We start from the raw sequence: 17,416 nt of genomic DNA on the forward strand, positions 1-17,416 counted from the left end.
CTGCCCAGGCCAGCTCGGGCGTGAAGAACCCGCCCATGTTACAGCTGCCTAACATCCCTCCCAATGGAGACTTGGCCATCACATGGCATCTGGAGGTGGCGGAGGCCAGGGTGGCGGTGAGCAGCCCGCCGCTCACGATGAGGGTGTTTTTGGGACCTAAGGGATCGACGTTCTTCTCGGTGTGGTTGTAAAGCAGGTAGGCATCGAGGCCCCTTCCCCCGAGAAACTTCCGGCGTATCTCAATGGGAATCGGCCTGATGTCAATCTTACCCGTGGTGAGGTCGATATAAGCGATCTTTCTATCCAAGGCCATCTTTCTTCTCCTCCTTCATCTTTCTTTCGAATGCTTCCTCTGCGAGCCGTTTGTTCACGTCCCAGACAGGCCCTCGGATGCGGGGAAAACCCTCTTTTACCCAGGCCACCCGGAATTCACTCCCACAGGTGGGGCACTTCACGGTCTTCGCACCGGGCGCGGGTTGAAGCCTCCCCATGCAGCTGGGATTGTGGCATCTCACCATTCCATAGGTCCTGGTCTTTCGTAGGCTCTCGGCTGTTGAAAGTCCTTCCTTCTCCTCCATGGCAACCCCCTTTCTCGGAAAATGGAAGGGAAACCGGAAGACCTCCTGTTTCCCCAGGTTTAAAGTTCACAATAGTGAACCCACCGCTCCATGACGCCAACCTGCCAATATATGAGATTCTTAAACCATTATAAAATTTTTGTCAAGCCAAATTTTCGGAACCTAAAAAAAGTTCACGATAGTGAACAAAGAGGCGCCCCTCCCCCGTCCCGGGCCTCCTTCAGGGAGGGTCGATTGCGGAGAGTTCCTCCCGGGATCGCGAGGAGTCTAAAAGGGGGGTGGGGTTCCACCACTCGATCCAGGTCCCTTCCCGACTAAATCGAATATCCGTCCTCTTTTCGATCTCCCGGATCCAGTCTCCCAAGGAAGAGGCGTGGTGGATGATGAGGGGGGTGCTGTGGTCCGGAAGGATGTCCTCGTAGAATCGGTGGAGGAAGATGTTCCGGTCGATCTCCTGCAAAATCTCTCCCTCATCCCAGGGCGTGGGCCGGATAAAGCCGTGGTTCGCCCCTTCGTCTCTCCGATAGAGGAGATGATCCGGGAATCGGTCCTTGAGGCGTCGGAGGGTTTGAACCCCTTTTACGATGTCCGAAAACGTGATCCCCTTGCCGAAATATCTCAAAAGTCGATCGGAGAACGACTCGAATCCGATGGAGGCGAAGAGGAGTTTCACGTCCCCTTCCTGGGCCAACTGAAGGAGGCCCGGAAGATCCTCGGCATGGGCATTGATATCATCGACCCTGCAAACGAGGTGGATTTGCGAAAGGGCGAGGGACTGACGGGCCGCCTCTTTTAAAAGGAGGCCGAGGGAGCGGAGGGGATACTCGTCGATCAGTTCAAAAGGGATCTTTCTCCCGCCTTTTTCGGGCAGGCCCTGGATTTGGTGGATCACCTGATTGAGCGCGAGGGTCCCCTGGAACCCTTTGTCCCGGGCCACATCGCAGAAGGTGCACCCGCGGCTCGTCACCTCGATCGGCTCCCTGAATCGGTCCCGGATCTCCACCGGAGGGGGGAGGAGGAGTCTTTGAACTTTTTGGCCGTAGGGACAACCGATGCCCTGCAATACCTGACCGATTTGGACAGGGTGTTCTTTAAGGTCGGCGGAGAAGGTAAAGAGATTCGACCAATCGACCTCGAGGAAAAGGGAGGGGGTCCAGGGCGCCTTAAAAATCCCCCGGCCCGATCGGAAGAGTTCTGCCGGAAAGCCCTCTACGGGTCCGTGGTAGCAGAGATCAACCAAGGAGTGCAGCCCCTTGAATCGGCCCGGGTGCAGGTCACTGTCAGGCTCGCCCAAGTAATCCTCGGGGGCCTGGGGCCCGGCCAGAAGGATCAGGAATCCCAGGCGTTTAAGGTCCTTCATCAATGCGATCAGATCTTTCCGTCCACACAGGTGGGAGAAAGCGATGATCTTTTCCCTCCCCCGATAATGGTCAGAGAGGAAACGGAATAGGCCTTCCTTGGAGAATGAGCGTCCGAGGCCGACCACGATGGATTCAATGGATAGTTTTTTCTGAAAGTAGGTGGCCGCCAGTTGGGGCCCAAGGAGTCCATAGGGTTGGCCGGTGTGATGGGAGAGGATGATCATGGCCTTTAGGATCTCGTGAGGAGGAATAATCGACTCTGTTTAGGCTACATGTTCCAGCCGCCGGAGACCTCCACTTCGGCACCGGTCATGAAACTGGCCTCGTCCGAAGCCAGAAAGGCGACGACGTTGGCGACCTCTTCGGGTTGTCCTGCTCGCCTCATCGGCGTCTGGTCGATGATCATCTTCTGATACTTCTCGGCCATCTTCGAAACCGTGGGGGTCAAAATGAAACCGGGCAAGACAGCGTTCACATTGATCTGATATTTGCCCAGCTCCCTGGCCACACTCTTGGTCAGCCCGAGGATCCCAGCCTTGGCCGTGCTGTAGCTGATCTCCGAGACCGCTCCTCGCTTGCCCCAGACAGAGGAGATGTTGATGATCTTTCCATACCCCCTCTCCATCATATGGGGGGCTACCGCCTGAATGCAGTTCAAAGTCCCGGTCAAGTGGACGCCGAAGACGGCCTGCCAGTCCTCCTCCTTCGTTTTCAAAAGGCTTCCCGGACGATCGAACCCGGCATTATTGACCAGGATATCGACTCTCCCGAAGGTCGAGAGGATCTCCCGAACCATCTGGTCGACCTGTTTCCGATCAGCCACATCCACGGCAAAGAAAAGTCCTTTTCTTCCTAATCTCTCGATTTCCCTCCGGGTCTCTTCGCCCGTTTCGCGGTTCCATTCCGCAACGACCACATCCGCCCCCTCCTGGGCCATCTTCAGGGCAATGGCCTTCCCGATCCCCTGCCCTGCACCCGTCACAATGGCTATCTTCTCTTTCAACCTCATTCGTTCCTCCTGAATGATTGTGAATCGGAATAGATTTAATTAAAAATCCACAGCCTTCGCCATCGGTTGAATCGTTTGAGAAAGGCGGCCTCTTCCGGTGTCAAAAAAGAGGGAGACGCCCTCTCTTTCAATTTCAACAACCCTCCATAATCGACCAATTGGAGGAAAGGAAAGAGAAGGCGCCCGAGCCACCCTCCCTTGTCGAATGAAAAACTGCTGTTAAAATCGATCAAGAAGGGCTTTCCCTCATCGGAGACGAGGATGTTGCCCTTGTGTCGGAGGTCTAAATGGACGACGCCCCTCGCATGGACTTCTCTCAAAATCCTTTCCAATCGCCAGAAAAAAGAAGGTGAAAGCCTCTCGCCCCGACCGATGGCCTTCCCGGGAATATACTCCATGGCAAAGGCAAAGCGATCGATCCGTTCAATCGGCTGGGGAATGCCCTCCAACCCCTTGAGACGTTGGTAAATTTTCCACTCCTTTTCGATCAACCAGAGGCCGAGGGTCCAGCGAAGGAAGAATCCCCGACTCTTCACATCTTTGACCACGAAGGTCTGACCCTTCACCACAACTTGGTGGAGGTCTGGCTTCCCGAAACGCCCCTTCACCAGGCAGATGGAATTCTTTTCGATCTCTTCTCGCGTCATCTCTAAAGAGGGCGATCCAAAAGGATCGGTCTAAAAGACCGTTTCCCAGAAGGGCCTGGTCAAGATCAAAAGGACCCCGCCGAGGACGAGCAACAGAATCCCCTCTTCGCTGTTCTCGATAAAATTCTTGAATCGCCAGGGAACCTTCTCCTTAGAGTAGGGCCTCCATCGGGGGAGATAGTCGGGGACCTTCTCGTCGTACTCCTCATAGGACCGGCCAAAGATTCTCTTCAGCCGTTCCCCCTCGACCCTTTTCTTATAAGGGATGTAATGGAAGCAGAACATAAACATCGCAGCGGCAAGAAGGTAGATATTATCGGCCAAGATGCAAAAACCGGCCGTGATCAGGATCGAGCCGATATAGAGGGGGTTCTTTACATAAGAATAAGGGCCGCTCACCGTCAACACCTCGTTCTTTTGCAGGTGTCCGGCGGCCCAGATCCGGATCGACTCGCCCAATGCGATGAGGACAAGGCCCACCCCAATCCCTACGGGATTGGGTCTGGCGAAGACCACGAGCAGAATCGCCCCGAGGAATAGCGGAATTCTCCGAACCTTCCTGTTCATTCCCGATCCCCTTTCGTTAAAGCCCTTTCCGTTCCACCGGTTCCCTCTTTGGCCTTCTTCTTGTAGATGAACCAGAGGTTCCTGAAATAGATGAAATTCCCCGGAAGGTAGGCCAGGATGAAAACAGGGTCCATCCGATGAATGGCGTAGGCGAGAACGATCAGTCCTCCCGCCAGACTGAAATACCAGAAGGAGATCGGGATGACGCTCTCTTTCCTTCTCTCGGAGGCGATCCACTGAACGAGGAAACGCATCGTGAACATGGCCTGTCCGAAGAATCCGAAGAGGAGCCAAAAGTCCAATTTGAATCGGGGATATCTCGCCGAGAGATCCCTGAGAAAATCGGCAGCGAAACCAACGATTGGGAGATGTTCCATCCTCATATCCTCTCTTCAATCTCGTACTGGATGCGACGGCTCTTCAGCCACCTCACCCCCAAGAGGTCCACGAAGGCGCGCACGGCCCGGTTACGGATATTATACTTCGACTGTCCGAACCTCCTGGGATGGTGAGCAACCGGCACCTCGATCACTCGATGTCCCCCCATCTTCACCAGCGTCGAAAGAAACCGGTGCATCCCGTTGAAGGTCGGAATCTCCGCGAGGCACTCCCTCTTGAAAGCCCGGAGGGTGCAGGCGCTGTCGTGGATCTGTTCGTCGCTCAGCCAATTGCGGACCCGGTTGGCGATCTTGGAAGAGACCCTTTTCAGCCAGGGGTCGTCCCTCTTCTGCCGCCATCCTGTCGCCATGTCGTAACGGTCCAGATAACCTAACAGCTTCGGGATATCTTCGGGATCGTTCTGAAGATCGGAGTCGAGGGTGACGATCGTCCGACCCTTCGCCTCTCTCATCCCGACGAGCAAGGCCGTGCTCAACCCTCGGTTCTTCTTCAGGCCGATGATACGGAGGCCAGGATAGAGAGAGACCATCTCCTTCAGAACCTCCCGGCTTCGGTCAGAACTTCCATCATCCACGAAGATCATCTCGTAACCCAAGCCGAGGGAATTTAAAACCTTTGACAATCTCGGGATGAGGAGGGGAAGGTTCTCCTCCTCATTAAATACGGGAACCACCACGGAGAGTTCAAGGACGGAAGGAGGATTCATCTTTCTTGCCTTATGCTCCCATCAGAGGTAAATCATCCAGCCTGAAATCATCTTCAAAACCCTTGTAAAACCATCCTTTTCGTTGGAGAATGGGTGATCGGTCCCCCTATGCTCTCGTTTTTGCTTTAAAATTACCTGTTCGACACCAGAACGACATCGTCGCCTCCGACCTTCCTTCGGGCGATCACCTTCATCTCCGGCATCCCCTCCTTCCCCTGCATCTGGGCGAACTCCCTATATTTCAAAAGGCAGAAGACCCTTTCGGTGGATTGAAACAGGCGGAGGAGATCTTCCCTCTTATGAAGCTCCAAGATGGGTACGATCCCCGTGTAATAACTATAGGGTGCGATGACCGGAATCCCATAGACGGCCAGCTTCTCACCGGGTCGAATCCTCGAGGTGACCTCCTCGGAAATGAACCGGGCCGATTTAAAGGGATTGAGGGCGGGGAAGATGACGCTCTGGGTGTAGAAGATCGTCCCTCCCATGATCCCGACGATGAGCAAAAGGAGGGCCAGTCGTTTTCCAAAGCGACAAAGGAGGAAAAGGGCGAGGCTTCCCCCAATGAAAAGGAACCCGACCGGAAGGCTGTGGTAAAGGTAAGAATCGAATTTCGTTGACACGACGTAGAGGACACCCACCCCCAATCCGAGAAGAAGTCCCAGAAGGATATGGAAAGGAATGGTAAACCAACGGGGATGGAGGTTTCTCACCGATCCTGAAATATAATCTTCCCAAAACTTGCCCACCATCAGGGAAACCGCTGGGAATAGGGGGAGGAGGTAAAGTCCCCTTTTTCCCTTTGAAAGGGAGAAAAAGAGGAAGATGACCGCGAACCAGACCAGGAGGAAGAGGAACTCCCGCTTTAGTCCCTCCTTCCTGGTCGAGAGGCCGTGGGCGAGCGCGCCTGGCAGAAAGAAGATCCAGGGCAAAAAATCGGCCGGAAAGTTGTAGAGGTAATAGTAGAAGGGGCGGATGTGGCTCGACCCCTTCGCAAAACGGTCCACCGTGTGAAGCAGGATCGTTTCGTTAAAATACTCTTTCCCTCCTTTTAAGAGGGCAGGGCCATACCAAGCGAAAACAATGAGAAGAAACAAGATCATTCCAGGAAGGAGCCTCATCCTTTTGATGCCATCCCAATCTCGCCGGACCGCAAGATAGGCGAGGCTCACCAGGAGGGGAAGAATGAATCCCACAGGCCCCTTCGTTAGGGTCGCCAACGCCATGGCTATATAGAAACCAAATATGAGAAGGGAGCCCTCCCCTTCTCTTTGGTTTTGTCGAAAGGAGGGGCCCATAGGATCCCCTCTCTCTCCCTGTGAGGGAGGGGTCATCTCCCAATGCCACTTGACGAAACAGAAGAACGCCGCCGTCGTAAAAAAGGTCAGGGTCGCATCGATGTTGGCTCTTGTTGCAAGATAGGCAAACTCGAGGCTCGTGGCAAGGACGAGTCCGGAGATGAAGCCGGTTCGGGTCGAAAATAACCTCCTTCCGAGGAGAAAAGTAAGGAGGACCGTTAGCGTCGCAAAAAAGGCAGAAGGAAACCTTACTGAGAAAGAGGTAAAGCCGTTCCAGAGAAAAGACGAAAGGGCAATCAACCAGAAAAAGAGCGGAGGCTTGTCCCCGTACCTTTCTCCGTTAAAATGCATCAGAATCCAGTCTCCTCTGTGGACCATCTCCCTTGCCACCTGGGCATAGCGGGGTTCATCCGGATTCCAGAGGTCCCACTGCCCGAGGTTGACAAAAAAGAGGACAAAACAAAGGGCAAGGAGAAGGCCCACCTGCCCTGAGGGACGATTCGGTAAATGGAACAATCGGGAACCCATTTTATCCCTGTGTTCAAAAAACTAACCTATCTTAAACCAGCAACCTTATGATTTCAACTTTAACCACTCCCGTTCTCCCCTAACTTAAAGGGAGAGAAAAGGGGTCATGGGTGATTTTCCGAAAGGTTTTCCTTTTGCGAAGATAGACGCTTTGGAAAGATTCGGAGGGATCTGTTAAGCTGGAGGAGAAAGCCTCCGGCAACGACTATCAAACCAATGAAGATCAGGTAATAGACTTTGAGCGAGGTTCCGAGGGAAGGGAAAATGTTGGTAAAGACCCACTCTTCAAATCTATCCTCCAGCCCGAACTGTTGGGGAGCCGTGATCACCTCCTCAACGATCTTTTTGGGCTCCACGGTGATCTTTAGGATGTGGTGAAACTTGCCCCATTCCGGCTGGGACGGCTTCAGGCGTCCTCCCCCGCCCGAAACGATCAAATTAACCCCCCCTTTCTGGCCCCTCCAATGGCCGTGGTAATCCCCGAAGAAGCAGGCCGTCACTTTGTATTCCTCCAAAAGGCCGAGGAATTCTTCCTCCCTTGGAACGGGCAGGCTCCCTTCGATGTGATCCGCCAACCCTTTTGGCGGGTAGTGAATAAAAACGAAAATATGCTCTCTCCCTCTGCCCTTCAGAAGCAATGTCTTGCGAAGGTGGGCTAAAAAGAGGTGGGGCGATTTCACATCCACCCCGCAGATGATAAAGAGGCAGTCGTTAAAGATGAAATCAAAATTCCTTTCGCCATAAAGGGATTCATAAATCTCCGGGGTGACCCCCCGGTCCTTTCTCCGGATATTAGAACCGGTATAGTCGATATCATGATTTCCAGCCACCAGAAAGACCGGAAAGGGTGGGGCGATCTCGGCGGTCATTTCCGTGAGAAAGAAGCGGTGGTTCCAGAGGTCGGGTTTTTTAACGAAATCTCCCAAGATCACCAGGAAGGAGGGATGATCTTTCTTGAGGGCCTTTTCGATCAAAGTCTCGCTTGTCGCACTCCCACTGGTGTCACCGATGACCAGGAAGGAGAAAGGAAACCCTTCTTCCTTTAAGGCAGAGACGTTGGAGGGCCAGTTTCCCACCAGAGGTCGAGGGGGGAGGTTCAGGTAATCTTGGAGATATCCGATCACCCTCCACCAAAGATAAGCGAGGCATAAAGAAAGGAGCAGGGAAATAACCCAGATAAAAACCCGTTTCTTTTCCACCGCTAACCTCATCGATTGGACAGGAGCACGAGGTCCCAGTGCCATACCCTTTCCTCTTCGATCGGGAGGATTTCTCTTTTTAGATCTTTTTGAAGTTGATCGAGATCCTTCCTCTGGATCACCATGAAGACCCTCCCTGGGGACTCAAAGACTTCTTGGAACCGCCGCTGATCCCGGATCTCTTCCACGAAGGGAATCCGGGTATAATAAATCAGCCCCGCGGGGCGAAAGAAACAGACCTTTAATTCATCTCCTGGTTCCATTCTTTTGAGAACCCTCCCTGAAAAGGCCTTCATGGACCTCTGTTCGTTGAGCCTCTCCGGAAGGGTATGAGAGAGGTGAAGGTGCAGAAAGGAGAAGGTCGCAAGGAGACAGACGAAAGAAGCCCGCATCTTCCTCTTGAATGAGAAAAAGGTGGAGAGGACCAACCCAAGCCCTAAGTAAAAACCGATCAATAACCCCACGGAATGGTAGGCCCTCAAGGCCGGGAAAAACCGGTCAGGAATTCCACATACAAGCCCGGCAAATCCCAGAAGGGAAAATGAGCCCAAAAAGACCAGGGGGAGGAGGAATTTTTTGTCCCTTTCCCTTGAGCCCAACCCCCCATCCCACAGGGCCCCCACCATCAGAGCGGCGGCAGGATAAAGGGGGAGGATATAATTGTCTTTCTTTCCTTTCGAAAAAGTGAAGAAGAGGAACACGATCGCGAACCAGACGATTAAAAACAACGAGGCTTTTCTTTCGGGCCCTCCCTCCCGTAAACCCCATAGAAAGGCCCCCGGCAAAAAAAGGCTCCAGGGTAGGAATTCGAGGGGAAATCGACTCAAATAGAAATAAATCGGTTGGGGATGGAAATGTCTCCCAGAACCGGCCAGCCTTCCAAGATTTTGTTCGAATAGGATTCTCTCCCGATAAGGATCTCCTCCGATCCAGCAGGCCGGAAGGAGCCAGAGGGACACGACGGCGACAGAAAGGATAAAACCGGAGAATAAGTCACGGTTCCATGCCTTCTCCGCCCTTTTTCGAATCAGGGCATAGGAGAAAAGGATGGGAAAAGAAAGGTATATGGCTGGTCCTTTCGTGAGGACTCCCACCCCTGTGAAAAAACCTGCGAAGAGATAATCCTTCGGCCGCCTTTCCTCATTTTCGAAACCCCGATATAAAAAGAAAAGGGAGAGAAGAAAGAGAAGCGTAAAAAGGGAGTCCAACATCATCCAACGGGATAGGTGTGGGAATAAAAAACAGGAAGCCAGCACCAAACCGGACAAAAAACCTGCCCGGGTATTAAAAAGCCTCTCTCCCATTAAAAAGGTGACGACAAGGGTCATCAACCCGGCCAGCGCGGAGGGGAGGCGGTTTGAAAACTCGGAATCTTCCCCTAAAAAGAAGACCGAAAGGTTAACCAGCCAGAAAAAGAGAGGGGGCTTCTCCGCATAGAGGGCGCCGTTGAGGTGGGGGAGGATCCAATTTCCCCCCTCCCTCATCTCTCGGGCCACGAGCGCATACCGGGTCTCATCCGGATCCCAGAGGTCCCGGCCGCCGAGGTTGAAGAAAAAGAGCAGGAATCCTGCAGATAACAGAAGGGAGAGAAAGATCTTTCTTGAATTTGAATCCATGACGTTCAGGACGGGTGGATCTTGACTAATAAAAAGTTCATCCCTTTATTTTCAATGAATTTAATTGGAGTTATCCGAAATCCTACTTCGATCAACCCCTCCGCAACCTTTTGCGGGGTAATCACAAAGGCCTCCTTCTTCCCCGCTGTTGCCTGGATTAGCCCTTCGATGCCCTTCACTTGGGGAACGATCGGATCTCCATAAAAATTTATTTTGGTGAGAAGATCTACGTCCATCTGGTAGGCGAACAGGTTCTCCTTTCGGTAAGGCCTCAACGCCTTTTCAATGACCATTCCCCGGGAGCGTTTTTCATTCCCCTGAATCAACTTCAACTCATACCCATGCCAGGTGACGATTGCGGCAAGGGAGATCACCCCTAATAAGATGGGGGCGCGGGTTCTCCAGAACCCTCCCATCAAGAGAGCCAGTGCCGGAAGGGCGGGAAGCAAATATTTGGGAGCTCTTACGGGAAATAAGGTGAGAAGGGAGAAAAGGCCCAAAAACCAGAGGATGAGAAATGTTTCATCGGGGTTTCTCTCCTTTTTCCAGTAGTAAAGAACAAGAGAGGGCAGAAAGATGGACCAAGGAGCAAAATCGAGCCAGACCCGGTATCCGTAAAGATAGAAGGGAGCCTTCCGGGTGAGGATCTTCGTCTCTCGCCAGACCCTTAGGGCCTCATCCCATCCCACATGGTGAAGGAAGGGGACCAGCCAGAGACCAAAAAGGAAGACCACCCCCAAATATCCTATGAGGAACTCTTTTCGAAGGAGGAGCCTCAGTTCACGTCGGGTCATGAGGAAGAGGATCATGAGGGATAAAGGAAAGAGGATGCCAACCGGCCCTTTCGTCAATCCCGCCAACCCCATGAAGAAAAAGGAAAGCCCGTGGAGGCCAATCTTCCTCCCTGGATAGGCTAAATAAAAAAAGTAAAGGGAAAGCAGAATCAGTACCGAGAAGACCATGTCTGTTCTGGCGATCCTCCCCTGCCAGAAATAGAGGTAAGAGGAGAGGAGGACGCCTGCGGAAATCAAGCCGTATCGCTCCCCCTTCCAGAGCGTTCGACCCCAGAAATAGACGACGAGGACCCCGATCCAGGCAAATAGGGCAGAGGGGAGCCTCGCTAAAAATGGAGTGACCTCGCCGTAAAGCTTCGAGGGAATGGCAATGAGCCAGAACAGGAGAGGAGGTTTATGAAGAAAGATCTCTCCATTCAACCGGGGGACCACCCAATCTCCTGATCGGATCATCTCCTTGGCCACCTCGGCATAGCGGAGGTAATCATGATTTTCGAGACTTCTCCCCCAGAGATTAAAGAAGAGGAAGAATAGGCTTCCCCCGAGAAAGGCGAGGAATGGAACCCGAAGGCCCTTCATCCCAGGCAACTCCTTTTTTGTGGACCTATTCAATTGTAAACCGGAAAAATTAAGGGGAGGTTAAAGAAACATTAAGATTTCTTAAGGGGGTAGATTCAGGGTTTAAAGATGGGTAAATAGACGGTGAAGGTAGTCCCTTGACCCAATTGGCTTTCCACTTCGATCTTTCCGCGATGGGCATGAGCAATCTTTTCAGCAATGCTGAGTCCCAATCCAACCCCGCCCGTCTCCTTCGAGCGCGATTTGTCCACCCGATAAAAACGTTTAAAGATGTGGGCTTGTTCCTCCTTGGGGATTCCGATGCCGGTGTCCTCGACTTTTACCCTGACCACCTCCTCATTTTTTTCCATGGTGATCCGAATCCGTCCCTTTTGGGTATACTTAATGGCGTTGTCGATCAGATTGGTAAAGAGCTGTTGAAGTCGAGTCTTATCCCCCGCCACCGTCACTTGGGGAAAGGGGCCCGCGAGAAGCTCAATATTTTTCTGCTCGGCGAGGACCCTGAAAAGATGCACGAGCTCGCTCAAGAGGGAATCCAACGAAAGGAGCATGAAATGCAATTCCGCCTGGTTGGAATCGAATTTGGAAAGGAGGATCAGGTCATTGATCATCCGGTTCATCTTCTCGAATTCTTCCAAAAAATGGACCATGGCCTCCTGATATTCCTCGAGGCTTCTCCTCCCAGAAAGCAGGACCTCGGCTTCCCCTTTCAGGGCGCAGAGGGGCGTTTTCAGCTCATGGGAGACATCCGCGATGAATTCAGCCCTCTGTTTAAAGGAAGAATCCAAACGGGCAATCATCTCATTGATGGTATGGATGAGTTCGTCGATCTCGTCCCCCGTCCCCCGCGTCCCCAGCCTCTCGCCCAAGTTTTTTGAGGTGATGGTCTGCGTCTTTGAAGTGATATACCGGATGGGAGAAAGCGATCTTCGGGCCAAGACCCACCCTCCAACCGTTCCGAGGACCAATACGGTGAGAAGGCCTATGAAGATGCTGTTTCTGAACTGAACTAAATTCTTTCTTGCGAAATGAAGATGCGTTCCGATTTGAATGATCTGATGGAACGTCCCGTTTTGGTAAACCGGAGTACTGATGATACGATAAGGGGTTCGTCGCTTCGAAGAAATGAATCTCTCCCGGGTTTCCTTACCGTTTTTGGCGTTGGTCAACACCGTTTCAGAGACAGCATATCCGAGCGCTCGGAAGCCCTCCGAGGTGTAGAGAGGGGTTCCCTCTCGGTCCAAAATTTGGAAAAAGAAGGGATAATACTTCCTCCCCAGCACTTCATCTTCAAAGGTCATCAAAAAAAAGGATTCCTGGGGGGTACGGGACAACACCCGTTCCATTACCCTTGTCTCGTCCAGAAGAAACTGGTCGATCTCTTTAATGAGTTGATGTCTCAATCGAAAATAGAGGAATCCAAAAATGACCAGGGTGGACGTGGTAAAGGTAAAGATGTACCAGAGGGTCAATTTGAAGTCGGTCCTCCTGTACCATTTACCCCCGATCCTCAAGGACATATCCCACTCCTTTGACGGTGTGAAGCAATTTTGGCTTGAAATCCTTGTCGATTTTATTTCTCAGGTTAGAGACGTGGACCTCGATGATATTGGTCGAGGTATCAAAATGGTAATCAAAAATCTTCTCTGCGATCATCGTCCGCGTGATCACCTCCCCCGGGTGCCTCATCAACAATTCGAGAAGGGCATACTCTTTGGGAGTGAGTTCGATCCTCACCTTGTCGCGGTACACCCGGTGGCCTTCGGGTTCCAAGACGAGATTGGCCACCTGCAATCGGTGGGGATACTCCCCTTTCTTCTCTCTTCTCAAGATCGCCCGGATCCTTGCCAGAAGTTCGTTGAAGGAGAAGGGTTTAACCAGGTAATCATCGGCCCCTAAATCCAAGCCCTGGACAATATCGGTCTCTCTATCCTTTGCCGTTAAAAAGATAACGGGGACCGGATCTCCCCTTTTTCTCAATTCTTTTAAGACTTCTCTTCCATCTTTTTGAGGGAGAAGAATATCGAGGATGATGAGATCATAGATCTGTCGAAGCGCTAAACGCAACCCCTCTGCTCCGTCATAGGCCACATCTACAGAAAAGGAATGCTCCAGCAGCCCCTTTTTGATGAACCTTGCAATTCCCTTGTCATCTTCAATGCACAATATTTTCATGCCAAAATTCATTTTAACAAATTCCGGTAAGGAATCAAATCTTCCTTGAAAAACAAGGCGTTATTATTTAAGATGAGACGGATGAGAAAAAAAGATTATTTATTCGCCTTCCTTTCGGGGGTTCTCCTTTTCCTCTCCTTCCCAAGAGTCGATCTCGAGTTTTTAGCCTGGTTTGCTCTGGTTCCTCTCTTTTTTGCGATCGAAGGGAAGCGCCCGTGGAAGAGTTTTAAGCTCGGATTCTTGACAGGCGTCGTCTCTTTCCTCGGAATCCTTTACTGGATCATTGTGGCGGTCCATAATTACGGAAATGTCCCGCTCCTCTTGAGCATTCTGATCCTTTTACTTCTGGTAGGCTACCTCAGTCTTTTCATCGGGGCGTTTGCATATCTGTACCGTTTAATCCAGACCCGCCTCGAATTGCAGACCATCCTTTTGGGCCCTCTTCTTTGGATTTCCCTCGAATATCTCCGTTCTTTTTTGCTCACCGGTTTCCCTTGGGCAAGCATCGCCTATTCTCAGTATATCAACCTTCCCTTCATCCAGATGGCGGATCTTACAGGGATTTATGGCCCCTCCTTCCTCATCCTCCTGGTCAACACCACCCTCATTTCCGTGCTCCAGAGGTGGCCTCAGAAGTCTTTCCCTCTCCGGGAGGTGGTGACCACGACGCTCCTCCTCCTGGGAAGCCTGTTCTATGGGTATTTCAGAATGGCCGAAGTGGACCGGCAGGCCCTTCAAAATCCTCCCCTCAAAATCGGGCTGGTCCAGGGAAACATCGACCAGTCCATCAAATGGGACGAAGCCTTCCAAAAAGAGACCCTGAAGATCTACGAGCGACTCTCCTTCAAGGTGGCCGAGAAGAGACCCGACCTCATCATCTGGCCCGAGACAGCCACGCCTTTCTTCTTCCAGGATGCCAAAGAGTTTCAGCCGATCGTCCTCGATATCCCGAAGAAGACCGATGCCTATCTCCTCTTCGGGACCCCTTCCTACCGGATCGAACGCGGAAAGATCCATCATTACAACAGCGCCTTGCTCCTCTCCCCTCTGGGTGAGCTCAAAGGGAAATATGATAAGATCCACCTTGTCCCCTACGGCGAATACGTCCCTTTTGGGGAATATCTCTCCTTGGGCTCGCTGGGAGAAGGAATCGGAGATTTTAAACCGGGCAAAGAGATCGTCAACTTCTCTCTCCCCGCGGGCAAGTTTGGCGTGGTGATCTGCTTCGAGATCATCTTTCCGGACCTCTGTCGGAGATTCGTGAAAGAGGGGGCCAACTTCCTGGTCACCATCACCAACGACGCCTGGTTCGGCAGGACCTCCGCACCCTATCAACATCTCACCATCGCCGTGTTCAGGGCGATCGAGAATCGCGTCTTCATCGCTCGATCGGCCAATACCGGGATCAGCGCCTTCATCGATCCCGTGGGAAGAATTTACAAACAGGGAGGCCTTTTTACGGAAGAGGCGTTGAACGGAACCATCGGCCTATCAAAAGAAAAAACGTTTTACACGCTCTATGGCGATGTCTTCGCCTGGACCTGCTCCGGCCTCTCCATCGCCCTATTGGGCTATGCCTTGCTTCAGAGAAAGAAGAGGGAATTCATCCAAACGACATGAAGGTGGTGTCATGGCGAGGAGGATCGCGATGAAGCAATCTCATCCCCCTTTTGTCATCGGAGGGATCCCGCATCCGATGCCGAAGACCGAAGTGATCTCAAAGCATTGGTTCGCTACGCTCGCGATGATGAACAGGGGATTGCCATGCCTGAGAGCCCTCATGCACTTCGACGTGGAGGCATGGGCTACGCCCTCGCAACGACTTCGTCGGATTGCCACGCACCTTGCAGGTGCTCGCAATGACAGAAGAAAAACGTTTGTAATGACGGTGACAATAATTATCTCATTTGCATGATTTTTGAGGGCTTTGGGACTAATAAACGATGAAGACTTTCAGGGATTAAACGGAAATGTTGACAGAAACCTTACTCGGGATTGCCATTGGGATAGGGTTGAGCGCCGCCTGCGGGTTCAGGGTCTTTGTGCCATTGCTGGTGATGAACCTTGCTTCCCTTGCGGGCCATCTCCATCTCTCGCCAGGGTTTGAATGGATTGGAAGTGAATACGCCACCCTCGCCTTTGGCATCGCAACCGTCGTCGAAATCCTTGGGTATTACATTCCTTGGGTAGATCAATGCTTAGATCTGATCGCTACACCCGCAGCCATCCTTGCAGGAACGATCGTCACCGCCTCCATGGTCATGGAGCTTTCCCCTTTTCTGAAATGGACCCTCGCAATCATCGCTGGCGGCGGGGCCGCCGCATTGGTGCAGGGATCCACCGTGGCCCTCCGCACCAAATCGACGACCCTCACCGGGGGCATGGGAAACCCCTTGGTCTCTACTGCGGAAGCGATCGGTTCGCTCATCACTTCTTTGCTCGCCATCCTCGTTCCCATTCTTTGTCTGGTGCTTCTCGCCCTGCTCATTTTTTGGGCCATCCGTAAAGCCGGCCGCCTCATTTTTAGAAGGACCAAAATACCATAGGAGATTTGCCATGCCCTGGTTGATGAGAAAAGGGGTCCTCTATGAGCTGGAGGATGCTTTTGATATGCTGATGGATTATCGGGTGATTTTCTTCGGAGAAGAACATGGCTCCCGGATGTCACACGAAGCCGAATTTTCTCTTCTTAAAGGCCTTGCCAAACGAGACCCGAAGATCGTCCTCGCCCTTGAGATGTTTGAGCGGGATGTTCAGGAGGTCCTCGATGCTTATTTAAAAGGGGAAATATCCGAAAAATCATTTTTGCGACGCTCCCGTCCCTGGCCGAACTACAAGGAGGATTATCGCCCCCTCATCGAGTTAGCGAAGAGGAAGAGAATCCCCGTGATCGCAGCGAACGTCCCTCGGAGAGCGGCCGCCGCTGTCTCTCGAGCGGATAAGATTTCCCCCCATGTCTTGGGAAAGGATAAAATCTATCTTCCTAAATCCATCCATCTCCAGTCAAAACAGTATTATCAGCGCTTCGCCTCTTCAATCGAGGAAATGCCCCATTTTACCCCTATGAAAGGGATGAAGTTGGACGGCCTTTACAAGGCGCAGGTGTTAAAGGATGCCGTCATGGCTTCTTCCCTTGAACCGTTTTTAGACCGCCGTGTCTTCTTCTGCTGCGGACACTTTCATGTCGATTATCACCTGGGCATCCCTTTTCAGCTTCGGAAGAATCATCCGAGACTCCCCATGGCCGTCGTGGTCCCCGCCTCGACCGTCGCCCACCTGCCGATGAGGGATCGGGGGAGGATCGCGGACTTCATCTGGGTGGAGGATTGACCCTCCCCCCTTGGGACGGGGTCGGAACAAACCCGCTTTGTCGGATCCCAAAAGTCCAGCCCGGTAGGAGCGCTCATCTACGGGTGACAGCATCGAAACCATCCGCCGGGTTAAAATCGGAACCTTCCGGACCCGATCCAGCTTATTGGCGATGCGTTCCAACGCCTCATCGCTCGTCTCCCAATGCCAACGATCGAAAGGCTTTAGGTGAAGCGGAAGGCTATACCCCCGCAAGGTTTTTTCTCCCTCCACATTATAGAATTGCTCAAAGTAGGACATGACCAATTCTCTCAAGGTCCGGTAAACAGGCTCTCGAAACCGCAATCCTACAAAATTGGATTTGGCCACCGCCCCCCAATGGCCATATCGCTTATAAAGGGCAAGCAGATGATCGTCGTCTCTGCTGTTGGGGATCATCTCCAAGAGGAGAGGGGGATGGCCGAGCCTCCGGAGGAGACAGGCGGCAAAGAGGGCCCCATCAAAACAATGGGCCACCCTCTCTCTCAAGACCCGCAAAGGACAGCGGTAGATGGCCTCCGTACTATAAGGAATGTCATCGAGAAAGGCCTGGATCTTTGCCGGATCGGTCAAGGTCTTTAGAAACCTATATTCCTCCTTACTCAACGCCTG

The 17,416-nt window shown here is 52.3% G+C and carries 18 protein-coding genes; 4 read left to right on the top strand and 14 right to left on the bottom strand.

Going from position 1 to position 17,416, the window contains the following annotated elements; genetic code table 11:
* The 14 genes from N3G78_02650 to N3G78_02715 all read right to left on the bottom strand — a co-directional run.
* Window positions 1-313 (bottom strand): aldehyde ferredoxin oxidoreductase (locus N3G78_02650; GenBank protein ID MCX8116817.1); only part of this gene is annotated, 313 nt, incomplete at its 3' end.
* Complete coding sequence (locus N3G78_02655; protein ID MCX8116818.1) at window positions 300-578, bottom strand: IBR domain-containing protein; 279 nt, start codon at window positions 576-578, stop codon at window positions 300-302. The genes N3G78_02650 and N3G78_02655, both read right to left, overlap by 14 nt.
* 220 nt (window positions 579-798) lie before the next feature.
* The gene (locus N3G78_02660) at window positions 799-2,163 is read right to left on the bottom strand and encodes a hypothetical protein (protein ID MCX8116819.1); all 1,365 of its coding nucleotides are present in this window, start codon (window positions 2,161-2,163) and stop codon (window positions 799-801) included.
* 44 nt (window positions 2,164-2,207) lie between these two features.
* Window positions 2,208-2,948, bottom strand: a complete 741-nt coding sequence (gene fabG / locus N3G78_02665; GenBank protein MCX8116820.1) for a 3-oxoacyl-ACP reductase FabG — start codon at window positions 2,946-2,948, stop codon at window positions 2,208-2,210.
* A gap of 35 nt (window positions 2,949-2,983) precedes the next feature.
* On the bottom strand, window positions 2,984-3,595 hold the full coding sequence (locus N3G78_02670) for a hypothetical protein (protein ID MCX8116821.1): 612 nt from the start codon (window positions 3,593-3,595) through the stop codon (window positions 2,984-2,986).
* 30 nt (window positions 3,596-3,625) lie between these two features.
* Window positions 3,626-4,162 (bottom strand): isoprenylcysteine carboxylmethyltransferase family protein, encoded by a 537-nt coding sequence (locus N3G78_02675; GenBank protein MCX8116822.1) that lies wholly within the window; start codon window positions 4,160-4,162, stop codon window positions 3,626-3,628.
* Complete coding sequence (locus N3G78_02680) at window positions 4,159-4,464, bottom strand: lipid-A-disaccharide synthase N-terminal domain-containing protein (GenBank protein ID MCX8116823.1); 306 nt, start codon at window positions 4,462-4,464, stop codon at window positions 4,159-4,161. Before N3G78_02680 ends, N3G78_02675 begins: the two co-directional genes overlap by 4 nt.
* Window positions 4,465-4,541: 77 nt before the next feature.
* Window positions 4,542-5,267, bottom strand: a complete 726-nt coding sequence (locus tag N3G78_02685; GenBank protein MCX8116824.1) for a glycosyltransferase family 2 protein — start codon at window positions 5,265-5,267, stop codon at window positions 4,542-4,544.
* Window positions 5,268-5,398: 131 nt separating this feature from the next.
* Window positions 5,399-7,093 (bottom strand): glycosyltransferase family 39 protein, encoded by a 1,695-nt coding sequence (locus tag N3G78_02690; protein MCX8116825.1) that lies wholly within the window; start codon window positions 7,091-7,093, stop codon window positions 5,399-5,401.
* A 104-nt stretch (window positions 7,094-7,197) separates the two neighbouring features.
* Window positions 7,198-8,217, bottom strand: coding sequence for a metallophosphoesterase (locus N3G78_02695; protein ID MCX8116826.1), 1,020 nt, complete (start codon window positions 8,215-8,217; stop codon window positions 7,198-7,200).
* 83 nt (window positions 8,218-8,300) lie between these two features.
* On the bottom strand, window positions 8,301-9,908 hold the full coding sequence (locus N3G78_02700; protein MCX8116827.1) for a glycosyltransferase family 39 protein: 1,608 nt from the start codon (window positions 9,906-9,908) through the stop codon (window positions 8,301-8,303).
* A gap of 5 nt (window positions 9,909-9,913) precedes the next feature.
* Window positions 9,914-11,281: a glycosyltransferase family 39 protein gene (locus N3G78_02705; GenBank protein MCX8116828.1), complete on the bottom strand. Its 1,368-nt coding sequence runs from the start codon at window positions 11,279-11,281 to the stop codon at window positions 9,914-9,916.
* 95 nt (window positions 11,282-11,376) lie between these two features.
* Window positions 11,377-12,801: a HAMP domain-containing histidine kinase gene (locus N3G78_02710; GenBank protein ID MCX8116829.1), complete on the bottom strand. Its 1,425-nt coding sequence runs from the start codon at window positions 12,799-12,801 to the stop codon at window positions 11,377-11,379.
* Window positions 12,779-13,456, bottom strand: coding sequence for a response regulator (locus N3G78_02715; GenBank protein ID MCX8116830.1), 678 nt, complete (start codon window positions 13,454-13,456; stop codon window positions 12,779-12,781). The genes N3G78_02710 and N3G78_02715 overlap by 23 nt, the downstream gene beginning before the upstream one ends.
* A gap of 81 nt (window positions 13,457-13,537) precedes the next feature.
* On the opposite strand from N3G78_02715, the gene lnt reads away from it, so the two are divergent.
* The 4 genes from lnt to N3G78_02735 all read left to right on the top strand — a co-directional run bounded on the left by lnt (window position 13,538) and on the right by N3G78_02735 (window position 17,386).
* A complete protein-coding gene (gene lnt, locus N3G78_02720; GenBank protein ID MCX8116831.1) occupies window positions 13,538-15,076 on the top strand; it encodes an apolipoprotein N-acyltransferase in 1,539 nt (512 codons plus the stop codon).
* 353 nt (window positions 15,077-15,429) lie between these two features.
* Window positions 15,430-16,002, top strand: coding sequence for a DUF4126 domain-containing protein (locus N3G78_02725; protein MCX8116832.1), 573 nt, complete (start codon window positions 15,430-15,432; stop codon window positions 16,000-16,002).
* A 10-nt stretch (window positions 16,003-16,012) separates the two neighbouring features.
* Window positions 16,013-16,786: a ChaN family lipoprotein gene (locus tag N3G78_02730; GenBank protein ID MCX8116833.1), complete on the top strand. Its 774-nt coding sequence runs from the start codon at window positions 16,013-16,015 to the stop codon at window positions 16,784-16,786.
* A gap of 207 nt (window positions 16,787-16,993) precedes the next feature.
* Entirely contained in the window at window positions 16,994-17,386 is a 393-nt protein-coding gene (locus N3G78_02735) for a hypothetical protein (GenBank protein MCX8116834.1), read from the top strand.
* The last annotated feature ends 30 nt before the right edge of the window (window positions 17,387-17,416 follow it).

The sequence above is a fragment of the Thermodesulfobacteriota bacterium genome, from assembly GCA_026415035.1.
Classification (GTDB): Bacteria; Desulfobacterota; BSN033; order BSN033; family UBA1163; genus RBG-16-49-23.